The sequence below is a fragment of the Mycolicibacterium wolinskyi genome, from assembly GCF_002101965.1.
Classification (GTDB): Bacteria; Actinomycetota; Actinomycetes; order Mycobacteriales; family Mycobacteriaceae; genus Mycobacterium; species Mycobacterium wolinskyi.
In genome coordinates this window covers 182,420-196,993 of sequence record NZ_LQQA01000030.1, presented here as the reverse complement: position 1 = coordinate 196,993, position 14,574 = coordinate 182,420, and the positions used below count along the sequence as shown (strand labels likewise).

Sequence of the window (14,574 nt, the reverse complement as noted above, 5' to 3'; positions counted from 1 at the left end):
CTAGCTCTCCGAATTTTCTGTGGTGGTCTCGGCAGCAGTTGCGGCTGCTGCTTCGGTGCCACCCGTCGCTTCTGCGATGGCAGGTGCTGCCGGCGCCTCTTCGGTGGCAGCGCGTCCGGCCTCGGTGCTCGTCGCGGTGGTGCCCGACGAACCGCTACGACGCGGACGGGTGCCCGACGGACGCTCACGACGCGGCCGGTCAGCTGCCGGCGCGACAGCGGCGAGCTCACGCTTGCCACCGACGATGTCGCCCTTGTAGATCCAGACCTTCACGCCGATCCGGCCGAAGGTGGTCTTGGCCTCGTACAGGCCGTAGTCGATGTCCGCGCGCAGCGTGTGCAGCGGAACCCGACCCTCGCGGTAGAACTCCGAGCGGCTCATCTCAGCACCGCCGAGGCGGCCCGAGCACTGGACCCGGATGCCCTTCACGTTGGGCTGGCGCATGGCCGACTGGATCGCCTTGCGCATGGCGCGGCGGAACGCGACACGGTTCGACAGCTGCTCGGCAACACCCTGGGCGACCAGCTGAGCCTGCGACTCAGGGTTCTTCACCTCGAGGATGTTGAGCTGCACCTGCTTGCCGGTCAGCTTCTCCAGGTCGGCGCGGATCCGGTCGGCCTCCGTGCCACGGCGGCCGATGACGATGCCGGGACGCGCGGTGTGGATGTCAACGCGAACCCGGTCACGGGTGCGCTCGATCTCCACATCGGCGATGCCGGCCCGCTCCAGGCCGGTGGCCAGGAGGCGGCGGATCGCGACGTCTTCCTTGACGTAGTCCTTGTACTGCTTGTCGGCGTACCACCGGGACTTCCAGTCGGTGGTGATACCGAGCCGGAAGCCGTGGGGATTGATCTTCTGGCCCACTACTCCGAGCCTCCCTTCGTCTCGGGCGTGGTGGTCTTCTTCGCGGCTGCCTTGCTGCCCTGAGCACGACGGCTGCGAGCCGACTGGGCTGACGCGCCCTTCTGTTTGGGCGGCCGGCTCTCCACGATCACGGTGATGTGGCTCGTGCGCTTGCGGATCCGGAACGCACGCCCCTGGGCGCGCGGACGGATGCGCTTGGCGGTCGGACCCTCATCGGCGTAGACGGTGGCAACCACCAGGGTGGACGGATCCAGGCCCTCGTTGTTCTGCGCGTTGGCGGCAGCGCTCGCGATCACCTTGGCGACCGGCTCGCTGGCGGCCTGCGGTGCCCACCGCAGGATGTCGAGGGCTTCCTCGACGCTCTTGCCGCGGACCAGGTCGATGACGCGGCGGGCCTTGCTGGCCGAGACGCGCACGAAGCGCGCCTTCGCCGTCGCTGACGGGTATTCGATCGTGGTTGTCATCGCCGCTTGCTCTTCCGGTCGTCCTTGATGTGACCCTTGAACGTGCGCGTCGGGGCGAACTCGCCCAGCTTGTGCCCAACCATCGCCTCGGTGACGAACACCGGGACATGCTTGCGGCCGTCATGCACCGCAAAGGTGTGCCCGATGAAGTCCGGGATGATGGTGGATCGACGCGACCAGGTCTTGATGACCTGCTTGGTGTTCTTCTCGTTCTGTACGTCGACCTTCTTGAGCAGATGGTCGTCGACGAACGGACCCTTCTTCAGGCTGCGTGGCATCGCTATCTACTCCTAGCGCTTCTTGCCGGTGCGCCGGCGACGGACGATGAGCTTGTCGCTCGGCTTCTTGGGCTTGCGGGTGCGGCCCTCGGGCTTGCCCCACGGGCTCACCGGGTGACGACCGCCGGAGGTCTTACCCTCACCACCGCCGTGCGGGTGGTCGACCGGGTTCATCACGACGCCACGAACGGTGGGGCGCTTGCCCTTCCACCGCATGCGGCCGGCCTTGCCCCAGTTGATGTTGGCCTGCTCGGCGTTTCCGACCTCGCCGACCGTGGCGCGGCAGCGCACGTCGACGCGGCGGATCTCGCCCGAGGGCATACGCAGCGACGCGTAGGTGCCTTCCTTACCCAGCAGCTGGATGCTGACACCGGCCGAGCGGGCCAGCTTGGCACCGCCACCGGGACGCAGCTCCACGGCGTGGATCACGGTGCCCGCGGGGATGTTGCGCAGTGGCAGGTTGTTGCCGGGCTTGATGTCGGCGTTGGCGCCCTGCTCGATCACGTCGCCCTGCTTGAGGCCCTGCGGCGCGATGATGTAGCGCTTCTCGCCGTCCAGGTAGTGCAGCAGCGCGATGTTGGCCGTGCGGTTGGGGTCGTACTCGATGTGCGCGACCTTGGCGTTGACGCCGTCCTTGTCGTGGCGACGGAAGTCGATGACGCGGTAGGCGCGCTTGTGGCCACCACCCTTGTGGCGAGTGGTGATGCGGCCGTGAGCGTTACGACCACCCTTGCCGTGCAGCGGGCGAACCAGCGACTTCTCCGGAGTCGAACGAGTGATCTCGGCGAAATCGGAGACGCTGGCACCGCGACGACCCGGGGTCGTCGGCTTGTACTTGCGAATTGCCATGATTCTCTAGGTCTCTCTGCCGGCTAGGCCGGCGCTCCGAACAGGTCGATGGGCTTGCTGCCGGCAGCCAGCGTGACGATCGCGCGCTTGGTGCTCTTGCGCGTGCCGAAGCCGGTGCGGGTGCGCTTGCGCTTGCCCTGACGGTTGGCGGTGTTCACGGAATCGACCTTGACGCCGAAGATCTTCTCGATGGCGATCTTGATCTGCGTCTTGTTCGAATCCGGGTGCACCACGAACGTGTACACGTTGTCCTCGATCAGCCCGTACGACTTCTCCGAGATGACCGGAGCCAGGATGATGTCGCGGGGGTCTGTAATCGTTGCCATCAGGCCGACACCTCCTCTTTGGTATTCGCGCTGATGTAAGCGTTCAGGGCCTCGACCGAGAACACCACGTCGTCGGCGTTGAGCACGTCGTACGTGTTGAGCTGATCCGGCGAGATCACATGCACACCGGGCAGGTTGCGCACGCTCTTGGCGCCCACCTCGTCGGTGCGGCCGATGACAACGAGAACCTTCTTGTTCTCCGTCAGCGAGCCCAGGAACGCCTTCGCGCTCTTGGTCGACGGGGTCTGCCCCTCGATCAGCTCGGTGACCGCGTGGATGCGCTCGTTACGGGCCCGGTCGGAGAGCGCACCGCGCAGTGCGGCGGCGATCATCTTCTTCGGGGTCCGCTGGCTGTAGTCGCGCGGCTGCGGGCCGTGCACGGTGCCACCACCGGTGAACTGCGGCGCGCGGGTCGAGCCCTGGCGGGCGCGGCCGGTGCCCTTCTGCCGGTACGGCTTCTTGCCGCCGCCGGAGACCTCACCGCGGGTCTTGGTCGCGTGCGTGCCCTGCCGCTTGGCGGCCAGCTGCGCGGTGACGACCTGGTGCATCAGCGCGATGTTGGGTTCGACGTCGAACAGCGCGGCGGGCAGCTCGACAGAGCCGTCCTTCTTGCCGGCCGGCGTCTTCACGTCAATTTTGAGAGTCATTACTTCTCGCCTCGCTTGATTGCGCTGCGGACGACCACCAGACCACCGTTGCGTCCGGGGATGGCGCCCTTGATCAACAGCACGCCGTTCTCGGCATCGACCTTGTGCACCTTCAGGTTCTGCGTGGTCACCTTGTCGTTGCCCATACGGCCCGACATGCGGGTGCCCTTGAACACGCGGCCCGGGGTGGCACAGCCACCGATCGAGCCGGGACGGCGGTGCACTGCCTGGGCACCGTGCGCAGCGCCCTGGCCACGGAAGCCGTGGCGCTTCATGGTGCCCGCGAAGCCCTTGCCCTTGCTGGTGCCGGTCACGTCGACGTATGCACCGTCGGCGAAGATCTCGGCGGTCAGCTCCTGGCCGACCTCGTACTCGGCGGCCGCGGCCTCGTCATCGAGCCGCAGCTCGGCGAGATGCCGGCGGGGGTTGACGCCCGCGGCGGCGTACTGGCCGGCGACGGGCTTGTTGACCTTGCGCGGGCTGATCTCGCCATAGGCGAGCTGCACGGCGCTGTAGCCGTCGCGCTCGGTGGTACGGATACGGGTCACCACGTTGGGGCCGGCCTTCACGACCGTCACCGGGACGACTTTGTTGTTCTCGTCGAACACCTGCGTCATGCCCAGCTTGGTGCCCAAAATGCCTTTTCTAGCCATTTTTCTCGGGTCTCCTACTGGATGTTGACGTCGACACTGGCCGGCAGATCGATGCGCATGAGAGCGTCAACGGTCTTGGGCGTCGGGTCGAGGATGTCGATCAGCCGCTTGTGGGTGCGCATCTCGAAGTGCTCCCGCGAGTCCTTGTACTTGTGCGGGGACCGGATAACGCAGTACACGTTCTTCTCGGTCGGCAGCGGCACAGGGCCCACCACACTGGCACCGGTACGGGTGACCGTTTCGACGATCTTGCGCGCCGAGGCGTCAATGGCCTCATGGTCGTAGGCCTTGAGCCTGATGCGGATCTTCTGTCCCGCCACGCTTCTCCTACCTCGCTCCTGCTTCGTACATCGGCCGGCCTTGCACGGATTCCCATGGGAACCCATTCGGGCCTGGTGCCCGGCGCGGTTTGCGCCGAGAATTGCCGCCGCTGTTTACCTGTCTGTGGTCCACCGATCCCCGCGGTCGGGCGTGTCGCCCTCACGCACACTCGTCCGCGTCGGAAAATCCGTCGCGATCGGTGTTGGAACCGGATGCGCCCATTTGGGCGCCGGTCGGATGCCCAGCCAGGTGTGAACCCGGCGCAAGGCAACCCGAATAGTATGCCCTAGATCCTGGCGTGCTCCAAATCCCCGATCGAGCCGCGGTAAACGGGCCGAGCGTGGGCGCTGTGCACGCAAAACCGCTGCCCAGCGTACATAGTTCCCACGCTCGACGTTTCGCCCTATCTTACCGACGAGTAAGGTCGGGGCCGTGACGCAGCAGAGCACCACCTACCGCGCCTGGCAGCAGTTGTCCGGCAAGCCCCTGGGCACGCGCCTGTTCTCGGCCGCGGCCATGGCTCGGGTGCCCTATTTCGCCTCGATCGTCCCGCACGTCGTACGCATGGAGCCCGGGCTTGCCGAGGTAAAAGTGCCGAAGTGGTTCTTCATCTACAACCATCTGCACACCGTGCACGCGATCGCATCGTGCAATGCCGCCGAGATGGCGATGGGGATGCTGATGGAGGCCACCGTGCCCACGACCCACCGCTGGATCCCCAAAGCGATGAACGTGTCCTATCTCGCCAAGGCCACCACGTCGTTGCGGGCCACCGCCACCTTGAGCGCGCCCGACTTCAGCACGATCACCGAAGGCGCCGACATCGTCGTACCGGTCAGCATCACCGACCGCCACGGAGTCGAAGTGGTGCACGCCGACATCACCACCTGGGTCACGCCGGCCTAGTCCAGATAGGTTCCGTGGCCCTCGCGCACCCGGTCGCCGTCGAAGATCAGGACCTCGTTGACCAGTCCACCGCGCTGGTTGCGGTAGTGGATCACCAGAACCGATTCGCCGCGGTAGACGTCGAGCACCTCGAAGTGCAGATCCGGCATGCCCGCCAGCGCGGTGGTCCAGTAGCGGCGCAGCGCGTCCTTGCCCCGCACGACGCCGCCGCTGTCGGGAAGTACCCGGGCCGCCACGGGTGAGCTGAACAGCACGTCGTCGTGAAAGTGCGCGAGGACGGCCTCGACGTCGTGCGCATTCCACGCGCGGACCCAGTCATCGGCGAACGTCGCCGCCTCCGGTGTCGGCATCAGCTCACTTCTCCTTCAGGCCGGCCCAGAACGGGCATTGGTGCTGGGATTCGAATCCGTCCATCATCCGGCTGCCGTCGGGGCGCAGCGACATCCGGGCGCCCGCACCGTCGACGGCAGGCCAGGCCGGTTGGCCGTCGACTGCCGGATTCGTGTTGCGCACGAACGCCGCCCAGTAGTCGATCATCTGCTCCGAGAGCACCCGCTGGGCCGGGTCGAGCGGCGGCGCGCCACCGACGTCGAACAGATAGCGCAACTCCAGCGAGTGGCTCGCTCCGACCGGAAAAGGCAAGTTACGCATGGCCTCCGGAGCCGGCGCACCGCGGTCGTTGAACTCGTATGCGTAGACCGTTCCCGTGCGGGTCAGCTCATCGGCCATCCGGTCGGCCACGCACGAGAACTCGCCGTCGGTCACCGCCGCCGAATACGCCTCGGCCACACCGCCGTAACGGTCCGCCGGATAGTGCACGCCCACGGCGCCTGCCGCGGGCCCGAACGTCTCAGCCAGTAATCCGGGGTATTCCCCCGGCGTGAACCGCTGCCCCTCGCGCAGGTATCGCAACGCCACGAACAACGTGAACTCATCGCGGTTGGTGCCGATCAGGATGGGTACCCGTGCCGCCTGCCCCGCAGTGAACGCGGGAATCGGGGCCGCAGGCAGCACCGCGGTGCCGGTGACCGGACCCGTGAGCTCGTCGCTGCCGATGTTGAAGTACCACACCGGCTTTCGGAGCTTGTCCACCGGCAGCGCACGCAGGCACGCCGCCGCGGTCGCCGGGTCGGGGCAGCCGGCCTGCGCCGCGTAGTCGATGCTGCGACGCGTCGCTGTCGCCAGGTCGGCCTGAGCCTGGCACGGCGCGCTCATCAGGATCGCCGCCCGGAACAGGCCGGCCGAACCGGGCGCGACCAGGTGATCGCACACCGACATGCCGCCGGCGGATTCGCCTGCGAGAGTTACCTTCTGCGGGTCGCCGCCGAATGCGGCGATGTTGTCGCGCACCCATCGCAGCGCCGCCTGCTGATCGGCCAGACCGTAATTGCCGACGTCCCCGTTCGCGCCGAGCGCGGGATGCGCGAGGAACCCGAGGGTGCCGAGGCGGTAGTTGACGGTGACGACGACGATGTCACCGCGTGCGGCCAGCCAGCGCGCGTCATAGATCCCGCTGCTGCCGTTGACGAACGCGCCGCCGTGAATCCACACCATCACCGGCCGTAGCTCACCCGAGGCGGGCGGCGTCCACACGTTGAGCGTCAGGCAGTCCTCACCGGCATCTCGTCCCTGCTCGGGGTCGCCGCCGGGGTCCTGGATGCACCGCGGCCCCGGCCTGGTGGCATCGCGCTCCCCCGGCCAGCCGGCCGCCGGGGCCGGTGCCGCGAACCGCCGCTGCCCGACCGGGGGTGCGGCGTACGGGATTCCGGCGAACAGGCGATGGTCGGGGGCCACGGTTCCGCGCAAGGTGCCCGCCGCGGTGTGCACGATCGCCGGGTCCGCGCTCACCGGAGGTACGGTCTCGCTGCCGCCGCTGCCACATCCGGCGAGGATCAGCGTCAATGCCGTGAGCAACGCGATGATCCAACGCCCCGAGCGCATGAGGCACGAGCCTACTGGCAACGGATCTGGCTTTCCTCTTCCACGAGTGGCCCCGGTCACATATGGTGACTTCTTGACACCCGTCAAGTGAAACAGCCCCGCATCGGGAGGAGTCCGAATGAGCGCGCCGACGATGGATGACGCCGCCAAAGTCCTGGCCGACCCGACGGCATATGCCGACGACGCGCGACTGCATGCGGCCTTGACCCAGCTCCGCGCCGACAACCCGGTGGCCTGGGTCGACAATCCGCCGTACCGGCCGTTCTGGGCGATCACCAAACACGCCGACATCATGGCCATCGAGCGCGACAACAACCTCTTCATCAGTGCACCCCGCCCCCTGCTGGCGACCGCGGCCGCCGACGACATGGCCAAGGAGCAGCTCGAGGCGGGCATGGGCCTGCGGACACTGATCCACATGGACGACCCGCACCACCGCAAGGTCCGGGCGATCGGCGCAGACTGGTTCCGCCCCAAGGCAATGCGTGACCTCAAGGTACGTGTCGACCAACTCGCCAAGCGGTACGTCGACCGGATGCGCGAGATCGGCCCCGAATGCGACTTCGTCACCGAGATCGCCGTCCACTTTCCGCTGTACGTGATCATGTCGCTGCTGGGCCTGCCGGAGGAGGACTACTCCCGCATGCACATGCTCACCCAGGAGATGTTCGGCGGCGACGACGAGGAATATCAACGCGGCAAGTCCCTCGAGGACGGGCTGGCCGTCCTGCTCGACTTCTTCGCCTACTTCTCGAAGCTCACCGCATCGCGCCGGGCCAACCCGACCGACGACCTGGCCTCGGCGATCGCCAACGGACGTATCGACGGGGAGCCGTTGTCCGATGTCGACACCGCGTCGTACTACGTCATCGTCGCCAGCGCCGGCCACGACACCACCAAGGATGCGATCTCCGGCGGGCTGCACGCGCTCATCGAGAACCCGTCCGAACTCGCTCGGCTGCGCGAGCAGCCCGAGCTGATGGGCACCGCCGTGGAGGAGATGATCCGGTGGTCCACTCCGGTCAAGGAATTCATGCGGACCGCCACCGCCGACACCACCGTGCGCGGCGTACCGATCGCCGAGGGCGAATCCGTCTATCTCGCATACGTTTCCGGCAACCGTGACGAAGAGGTCTTCGCAGATCCGTTCCGCTTCGACGTCGGCCGCGACCCCAACAAGCACCTCGCGTTCGGATACGGTGTGCACTTCTGCCTGGGCGCGGCCCTGGCCCGCATGGAGATGAACAGCCTGTTCACCGAATTGCTGTCACGGCTCGAGAGCATCGAATTGGCAGGCACCCCTGAGCTTTCCGCGACGACGTTCGTCGGTGGGCTCAAACACCTGCCGATTCGTTATTCGCTTCGCTGACCGCCTGCGCAGGCCTGGGCGGCTCAGCCAGGCGGTGGGTGGCCAGGAAGCCGTCCACCGCCGACCGCACACATGCCGAGTAGTCGAACTCCGGCAGCGTGCTGAGCTTGCCCAGCACGATCGGCCCGAGCAGTAGCGCGGCCGCCTGCGTGCGGTCCACCGGTCCCAGTTCGGCCTGGGCGTCGGGGCTGTCGAATATCGCCTCGAACGGCGCCGCGTACTGCTCGGCCACCCGCTCGCGCAGCGTGCGGACCTCTTGACTGTCGGACGCACGCCAGGGCAGCTGCTCCATGTCGCCGCCCAGAGCGAGCCACGACATCGCAGTGATGGTGATGGGCGCCTCGGCGATCAGTTCAGCTTGCGCCTGCACCGTCGCGATCAGCCGGTCACGCAGCGTGCCGCCCTCCGGAGGCATCGGCGCCGCGGGGATGAGCGATCGAAATGCCGCTGCCAGCAAGTCGTTTCCGCTCGGGAAATGCCGATACAGCGTGGCCCTCGCCACGTTGGCGGCCCGGGTGACCGCATCGACGGTGACCGCACTGGGCCCACCCGATCGCAACAGGGCTGTCGCCGCCTCCAAGAGTCGCGCCCGCGAGCGGGCCGGACGCGGGTCACTGCTGCCCGGGGTCATGGTCCACCACCTCCGCCAAAGAAACAAGACTTACCGTCTCGATGCGAGACTGTTAGTCTCAAAACTATCGCCTGACGAAGGAGCGCACAGCATGGCCGACGCTCTCGTCGAGTCAGCCCAGGATATAGATCCGGGCATGGCCGAACTGTCGATCCGACAGCGGTACTGGTTGCTCGCCGTCGCCTGCATGGACGTCTCGATCGTCATCTCCTCGATGGTGGCGCTCAACGCCGCGCTGCCGGACATCGCGCGCCAGACATCGGCCACCCAGGCCCAACTGACGTGGGTGATCGACGGTTACACCCTCGCGCTGGCGTGTCTGCTGCTGCCTGCCGGCGCGATCGGCGACCGGTACGGCCGCCGCGGCGCGTTGCTGACCGGTCTCGTGGTCTTCACCCTCGCGTCGGCAGCACCGCTGATCCTCGACAGCCCGGGCCAACTGATCATGGCCCGCGCGATCGCCGGCGCGGGCGCAGCCTTCATCATGCCCGCCACGTTGTCATTGCTGACCGCGGCATTCCCGAAATCCGAACGCAACAAGGCAGTTGGGATCTGGGCCGGAGTCGTAGGATCCGGCGCAATCGTCGGATTTCTCGTGACCGGCGGTCTGCTGCACGTCTGGACCTGGCACTCCATCTTCGTGACGTTCACGCTCGTGGGCGTGGCGATGTTCGTCCTCACGTGCACGGTGCCCTCCTCACGCGATGACAGCGCTGCCCCACTGGACTGGCTGGGTGCCCTCCTTGTCGGAACGGCGGTCGCGGTCTTCGTCTTCGGCGTAGTGGAAGCACCGGCGCGCGGCTGGGCGCACCCCATCGTCTGGGGCTGCATGGCCGGCGGAATCGCGCTGGCCGCGGTCTTCACGCTCGTCGAATTACGGCATAAACACCCCCTGCTGGACGTGCGCCTGTTCGGCAAGCCGGATTTCGCGACCGGCTCGGCAGGCGTGACGTTCCTGTTCTTCGCGAGCTTCGGCTTCTTCTTCGTGAGCATGCAGTACATCCAACTGGTGATGGGCTACAGCGCACTGCAGACGGCATTCGCGTTGTGCCCCTTGGCCGTTCCGGTCCTGGTTCTCGGCGCGACCACCCATCTCTACCTACCGCTTCTGGGGTTGCGGCTCGCGGCCGCGGCAGGGCTGCTGTTGATCGCGGTTGGCCTGCTGTGTATGCGACTGCTCGAACTCGACTCGTCCTACTTCGATTTCGCATGGCCCCTGCTGATCGTCAGTACCGGCATCGGATTATGCACGGCGCCAACGACTTCGGCGATCATGGGGGCGGTACCCGACGAGAAACAGGGCGTGGCCTCCGCAGTCAACGACACCACGCGCGAGGTCGGCGCCGCGTTGGGCATCGCCGTCGCCGGATCGATCCTGGCCGCGCAGTACCAGCACGTGCTGGCCCCGGCGCTGACGTCGGTTCCCGACGCCGTGCGCGGCCCGGCGCTGAACTCACTCGCCGAAGCCTTGACGGTGTCCGAACACCTGGGCCCGCGGGGCGCACACCTTGCCGACCTGGCTCGCATGGCGTTCCTGGACGCGACGAACTCCGCACTGTTGGTGATGGCCGTCGTTCTGATCGTCGCGGCAGTCCTGGTCGGAATCTGGGCCCCCGGGCGCGACGGCCGACAGCTGCGATGGGTTCGCCGGCTCAGCTCCCGATGAACTCCGCAGCCCGGTGACCGATCATGGCGATCGTGGCATGCGGCCCCCGGCTCGTGATGGACGGCATGATCGACCCGTCGACAACCCACAGCCCCTCGATCCCGTGCACGCGACAGGTCGGGTCGACCACCGCGCCCGGTCCGGTGCCCATCGGGGCCGTGCCGGCCAAGTGTTGCGAGGTTGACCACGACACCGCACCGACTTCCACTGTGTGGCTGACCAATTCGCGAGCCAGCTCCGCGCCGGCATGTAGCGCCGCGACGTCCTCGGCCACGGTGTCGTAGCGGTGTTCGATGACGGGCAGAGCCATCGGATCGGCCGAGGCAAGCCGGACCCGGCCGCGCGAACGCGGCCGCATGAGGGCAACCCCGAGGTGTGGCAGCTCGGCGGGGTCGTGGCCGGGGCCGTGCACAAGGGCCGAGAAACCGGCGGTGTAGGGCCGGATCTCCACACCGGCGGCCGTGGTGAGCACGGCCTCCAACGGCGGCAGGTCGTGCGTGGGTGTCCAGGCGACCGGCAGCACCCACTCCGGATGGTCCACGGTCGCCATGCCGACCGGCAATCCGGCGACAACGGAGATGCCGAGCGCCTCGAGCTCATCCGGCGGCCCGACACCGGACAGCATCAGAAGCTGAGCCGATCCTATTGCGCCGGCGCACAACACGATTCGCCCGGCGCTCAGTACTTCACCGTCAGTGCACTCGGCGCCGACCGCCTGGCCGCCTGCGATGAGCACCCGGCGCACCCGGGTGTCGGACAGCAGCGTCAGATTCGGTCGCTGCAACGCCGGTTGTAGGTACGCCCCGCCCGGACCCAGTCGCGTGCCGCCGTTGATGTTGAGTGGTACCGCCCCGACGCCCGCGGGAAGCGCGGCCGCCGCGTCCGCACCGTTGAGATCGTCGATCCACTCGAACCCGGCCGCGGCCGCCGCATCAACGAAAGACGCCGTGCATCCATCGAATTCACGTACGCGGCGGACCTTGATCGGACCTTTTGTCCCGTGCAGCGGGGTATCGAAGTCCAGGTCGGTTTCGATCGCGCGGAAATGTGGAAGCACGTCGTCCCAACTCCACCCGGGAACGGCCCACGCGTCGAAGTCGGTCGGCAACCCGCGGCAGAAGTAACCGCCGTTGACCGCTCCGGAGCCACCGACGACCGACCCGCGGATCAGCTCGGTGTGCCGACGCGGCTCCTCGGTCAGCGTGGAGGGATAGTGTCGCACCACCGAGCTCGCTGCCCCGATCGGCAGCCGCACCCCGTCGCTGATCTGCGCTGCCACCCTCGGATCCGCCGGCGCGGGGCCGGCTTCGACGACGGTCACCCGGCAACCCGGATCCGCCGAAAGACGTTCGGCCAACACCGATCCGGCGCTTCCGGCGCCGATGATCAATATGTCACTCTGCAATTGCCGCGTTAGCTCCGTAGTTGCGGCTTGAGTGCACCGAGATGGCGTTCGCGAACCACGCCGGTCCACAGGCCGGTCCCGTAGGCGATGTCATCGAGCCGCTTGAGCAGAATGTGGGTGAGCAGGCCGACAGGTTTGGTGTCGTCGTCGGCGTTGCCGCGCCGGGTCGCCCAGTCCACCACCCCGTCGATCACCGCCGCGAGCAGCACCGCGTGGCGGGCTCGCCGGAACATCACCGCGGAAATCAGGGCGATCGGCCAGTAATGCCGGCAGATCGCCGAACACAGCTGCAGCGCCGACGACCACAGCCCGTGCGCAGCGACCACCGCGACTTCCTTGGGCTCGGTGTCGATCGCGCTGAGCGAGCGGGCGATGCGCCTGCCGGTGACGAAGGCCACCACGAGAGACGCGAAATACCCCACGCAAGACCCCATGGCGAGCAGCAGCCACACCATCAGCGTCCAGCGCGAGATCACCAGAGGCGCCGTCTTGCCCGGATGGCGTACCGTGAGCGGAGCCGCCGACGAACCGTAGAATGCTTTGCGCGTGAACCACTTTCGCAGATCTGTGCGATGGTCGTGAGCGACCAGGGCAATCGGTTCGTATCGCAGTCGGGCCCCCGATTCGACGAACCGCCAGCACAGATCGACGTCCTCACCCGACTGCATGGTCTCATCGAACCCCCCGACTGCGACGAGGGCGGACCGCCGGCAGATGATGGCTGCGCTCGGCACGTACGACACGGTCCCGTACGGCACCACCGGCGCCTCCCGCATACCGAGGTCCAACGAGGACCGCACGGCCTCGTACCGGGCCACGAGGTTGTCGGCGTTGTGCAGGCCGACGATGCGCGGCGCGACCAGCGCGACGGCGGGGTCGCAGAAGTGCCCGAGCAGCGCCTCCAGCCAGCCGCGTCGCGGCACCACGTCGGAGTCCAGGAATGCCACGAAATCGGTCTCACACGCCGCCAAGCCGGTGTTGCGGGCGGCGGCGGGACCGTTGCTGCGGCTGTGTCGCAGCACCTGGACGTCACAGTGCATTCCGGCGAATTCGGCTGGCGACACCGGTATCGCCGAGCCGTCGTCGACCACGATCACACGCAGGCCGCGCAGCGCACCGATCAGCCGGTGCAGCCCGGATGCGTTGTCGCGCACCGGGACAACGACGGTGACGTCACGGTGCGACGGCCCACTGGCCGGTCGGGGGTGCGCGACGGTCGCGTCGAGCAATGTTCGCGCGAGCTGTGCGCTGAGCGCGTCGTGCACTTCGAGGCGCCCACCGTTGAGCATGTTTTGCGCTGTCGGCGCGAGCCGCAGCAGGCGCGTCGGGGATCCCCCGAGCAACGCCGCCCCCTCCCCGAGCACCTTGACTCGGCGATCCACCTGCACGGCAAAACCGTCGGGCAGTCTCGGTCCGGTCATATCAGCATCCCGTTCCGGTCGGGCTGCCACCGCGTGATCCGGTCGGCACAGCCGTTGACCATCTCAGCAAAGATACGCTCCCCCTCGGCCGCCGTGGCAGTCGTCGGATCGCCGAGCACGCCGAGTTCGCTGACGGCCGCGATACCGCCGCTGCGCAGGCGCGGCATGAGCTCCGCCAACGGAGCGGTGTTTCCCCGGGTGAGCTCATCGGTCCATACATCACCGGGCGAAATATGTAGCAATACAGATGTTTCGGTATGGCCCGCATGCGCGTCGGAATCGACTGCACTACACGAAACCCAGCCGACGTCGCGCCCTTCGTATCGAAGCAGCGCAACCGCGGCCGCCAGCGCCTCCACGTTTCCACCATGACCGTTGACGAATACCAACCGGGATGCCCAGTTCGACGCCGACCTACCGTACTCGACCAGCAAAAGCCGGAGGGCGGCCGTCCCGATGGACACGGTTCCCGGGAAACCCTCGTGCTCGCCGCTCGCCCCGTAACTGACCGCGGGTGCCACCAGCCATTCGCCACCCACGAGCCGCTCGACGACGCCGTGGCTCACCGCAGTGGCGATCCGGGTGTCGGTGTCCAGCGGTAAGTGCGGGCCGTGCTGTTCGGTGGAACCAACCGGGATGACCAACATTGGCGACATGCTTCGTAGCTGCCTCGACGTCGAGTTCCCGAGCCCGCTGGGGAAAGCCACGTGCCGATGGTAGGCCGAATTCACCTGGCGTGCGCCAATTGTTGGAGCATGGGCAGCAATTGATTTTCCGGAATTTTCCTGAAACCGCTTGCCGCCACCACGTGCGTCCCTTCCGCCACCCCTGTC

At 67.3% G+C, this 14,574-nt stretch carries 17 protein-coding genes; 3 read left to right on the top strand and 14 right to left on the bottom strand.

The window, feature by feature from the left end; all coding sequences use genetic code 11:
• Genes rpsC through rpsJ form a run of 8 tightly spaced genes read right to left on the bottom strand, consistent with a single transcriptional unit; the run spans position 1 to position 4,401 of the window.
• Positions 1 to 864 carry a 30S ribosomal protein S3 gene (rpsC, locus tag AWC31_RS24565; protein ID WP_067842161.1) on the bottom strand — a complete coding sequence of 288 codons (864 nt, stop codon included), beginning with the start codon at positions 862 to 864 and terminating at the stop codon, positions 1 to 3.
• Positions 864 to 1,328, bottom strand: coding sequence for a 50S ribosomal protein L22 (rplV, locus tag AWC31_RS24560; protein ID WP_085146516.1), 465 nt, complete (start codon positions 1,326 to 1,328; stop codon positions 864 to 866). The genes rpsC and rplV overlap by 1 nt, the downstream gene beginning before the upstream one ends.
• Positions 1,325 to 1,606: a 30S ribosomal protein S19 gene (rpsS, locus tag AWC31_RS24555; protein ID WP_003892827.1), complete on the bottom strand. Its 282-nt coding sequence runs from the start codon at positions 1,604 to 1,606 to the stop codon at positions 1,325 to 1,327. Before rpsS ends, rplV begins: the two co-directional genes overlap by 4 nt.
• A gap of 12 nt (positions 1,607 to 1,618) precedes the next feature.
• A complete protein-coding gene (rplB, locus tag AWC31_RS24550; protein WP_067842155.1) occupies positions 1,619 to 2,455 on the bottom strand; it encodes a 50S ribosomal protein L2 in 837 nt (278 codons plus the stop codon).
• Between the two features lie 23 nt (positions 2,456 to 2,478).
• The gene (gene rplW / locus AWC31_RS24545) at positions 2,479 to 2,781 is read right to left on the bottom strand and encodes a 50S ribosomal protein L23 (RefSeq protein ID WP_067842152.1); all 303 of its coding nucleotides are present in this window, start codon (positions 2,779 to 2,781) and stop codon (positions 2,479 to 2,481) included.
• Positions 2,781 to 3,428 carry a 50S ribosomal protein L4 gene (rplD, locus tag AWC31_RS24540; RefSeq protein ID WP_067842139.1) on the bottom strand — a complete coding sequence of 216 codons (648 nt, stop codon included), beginning with the start codon at positions 3,426 to 3,428 and terminating at the stop codon, positions 2,781 to 2,783. The genes rplW and rplD overlap by 1 nt, the downstream gene beginning before the upstream one ends.
• Positions 3,428 to 4,081, bottom strand: coding sequence for a 50S ribosomal protein L3 (gene rplC, locus AWC31_RS24535; RefSeq protein WP_067842138.1), 654 nt, complete (start codon positions 4,079 to 4,081; stop codon positions 3,428 to 3,430). The genes rplD and rplC overlap by 1 nt, the downstream gene beginning before the upstream one ends.
• Positions 4,082 to 4,095: 14 nt before the next feature.
• Positions 4,096 to 4,401: a 30S ribosomal protein S10 gene (gene rpsJ, locus AWC31_RS24530; protein ID WP_003883485.1), complete on the bottom strand. Its 306-nt coding sequence runs from the start codon at positions 4,399 to 4,401 to the stop codon at positions 4,096 to 4,098.
• Between the two features lie 433 nt (positions 4,402 to 4,834).
• Between rpsJ and AWC31_RS37515 the strand changes: the two genes are divergently transcribed.
• Complete coding sequence (locus AWC31_RS37515; protein ID WP_085146515.1) at positions 4,835 to 5,308, top strand: hotdog fold domain-containing protein; 474 nt, start codon at positions 4,835 to 4,837, stop codon at positions 5,306 to 5,308.
• Here the strand turns inward: AWC31_RS37515 and AWC31_RS24520 are convergent.
• Entirely contained in the window at positions 5,305 to 5,658 is a 354-nt protein-coding gene (locus AWC31_RS24520) for a nuclear transport factor 2 family protein (protein WP_085146514.1), read from the bottom strand. The genes AWC31_RS37515 and AWC31_RS24520 overlap by 4 nt on opposite strands.
• Before the next feature lie 4 nt (positions 5,659 to 5,662).
• The gene (locus AWC31_RS24515; RefSeq protein ID WP_085146513.1) at positions 5,663 to 7,249 is read right to left on the bottom strand and encodes a carboxylesterase/lipase family protein; all 1,587 of its coding nucleotides are present in this window, start codon (positions 7,247 to 7,249) and stop codon (positions 5,663 to 5,665) included.
• Between the two features lie 118 nt (positions 7,250 to 7,367).
• On the opposite strand from AWC31_RS24515, the gene AWC31_RS24510 reads away from it, so the two are divergent.
• Complete coding sequence (locus tag AWC31_RS24510) at positions 7,368 to 8,618, top strand: cytochrome P450 (protein ID WP_085146512.1); 1,251 nt, start codon at positions 7,368 to 7,370, stop codon at positions 8,616 to 8,618.
• Here the strand turns inward: AWC31_RS24510 and AWC31_RS24505 are convergent.
• Positions 8,584 to 9,249: a TetR/AcrR family transcriptional regulator gene (locus AWC31_RS24505; protein WP_085146511.1), complete on the bottom strand. Its 666-nt coding sequence runs from the start codon at positions 9,247 to 9,249 to the stop codon at positions 8,584 to 8,586. The two genes, AWC31_RS24510 and AWC31_RS24505, sit on opposite strands and share 35 nt — an antisense overlap.
• A 91-nt stretch (positions 9,250 to 9,340) precedes the next feature.
• Here AWC31_RS24505 and AWC31_RS24500 point away from each other — a divergent pair, with 91 nt between their 5' ends.
• On the top strand, positions 9,341 to 10,915 hold the full coding sequence (locus AWC31_RS24500) for an MFS transporter (protein ID WP_085146510.1): 1,575 nt from the start codon (positions 9,341 to 9,343) through the stop codon (positions 10,913 to 10,915).
• On the opposite strand, the gene mftG is transcribed toward AWC31_RS24500, so the two are convergent.
• From mftG to mftE, 3 genes are read right to left on the bottom strand one after another with little or no spacing between them, the layout of a single operon-like run.
• Entirely contained in the window at positions 10,902 to 12,320 is a 1,419-nt protein-coding gene (gene mftG, locus AWC31_RS24495; RefSeq protein WP_085146509.1) for a mycofactocin dehydrogenase MftG, read from the bottom strand. The genes AWC31_RS24500 and mftG overlap by 14 nt on opposite strands.
• An 8-nt stretch (positions 12,321 to 12,328) precedes the next feature.
• Positions 12,329 to 13,741, bottom strand: a complete 1,413-nt coding sequence (gene mftF, locus AWC31_RS24490) for a mycofactocin biosynthesis glycosyltransferase MftF (RefSeq protein ID WP_067842115.1) — start codon at positions 13,739 to 13,741, stop codon at positions 12,329 to 12,331.
• Positions 13,738 to 14,472, bottom strand: a complete 735-nt coding sequence (mftE, locus tag AWC31_RS24485; protein WP_084356359.1) for a mycofactocin biosynthesis peptidyl-dipeptidase MftE — start codon at positions 14,470 to 14,472, stop codon at positions 13,738 to 13,740. Before mftE ends, mftF begins: the two co-directional genes overlap by 4 nt.
• Positions 14,473 to 14,574 lie beyond the last annotated feature (102 nt).

Bases quoted from the DNA above. Each gene is read 5' to 3' on its own strand.
- rplV (WP_085146516.1), bottom strand. From the start codon at position 1,328: ATGACAACCACGATCGAATACCCGTCAGCGACGGCGAAGGCGCGCTTC.
- rpsS (WP_003892827.1), bottom strand. From the start codon at position 1,606: ATGCCACGCAGCCTGAAGAAGGGTCCGTTCGTCGACGACCATCTGCTC.
- rplB (WP_067842155.1), bottom strand. From the start codon at position 2,455: ATGGCAATTCGCAAGTACAAGCCGACGACCCCGGGTCGTCGCGGTGCC.
- rplW (WP_067842152.1), bottom strand. From the start codon at position 2,781: ATGGCAACGATTACAGACCCCCGCGACATCATCCTGGCTCCGGTCATC.
- rplD (WP_067842139.1), bottom strand. From the start codon at position 3,428: ATGACTCTCAAAATTGACGTGAAGACGCCGGCCGGCAAGAAGGACGGC.
- rplC (WP_067842138.1), bottom strand. From the start codon at position 4,081: ATGGCTAGAAAAGGCATTTTGGGCACCAAGCTGGGCATGACGCAGGTG.
- AWC31_RS24520 (WP_085146514.1), bottom strand. From the start codon at position 5,658: ATGCCGACACCGGAGGCGGCGACGTTCGCCGATGACTGGGTCCGCGCG.
- AWC31_RS24515 (WP_085146513.1), bottom strand. From the start codon at position 7,249: ATGCGCTCGGGGCGTTGGATCATCGCGTTGCTCACGGCATTGACGCTG.
- AWC31_RS24510 (WP_085146512.1), top strand. From the start codon at position 7,368: ATGAGCGCGCCGACGATGGATGACGCCGCCAAAGTCCTGGCCGACCCG.
- AWC31_RS24505 (WP_085146511.1), bottom strand. From the start codon at position 9,249: ATGACCCCGGGCAGCAGTGACCCGCGTCCGGCCCGCTCGCGGGCGCGA.
- AWC31_RS24500 (WP_085146510.1), top strand. From the start codon at position 9,341: ATGGCCGACGCTCTCGTCGAGTCAGCCCAGGATATAGATCCGGGCATG.
- mftF (WP_067842115.1), bottom strand. From the start codon at position 13,741: ATGACCGGACCGAGACTGCCCGACGGTTTTGCCGTGCAGGTGGATCGC.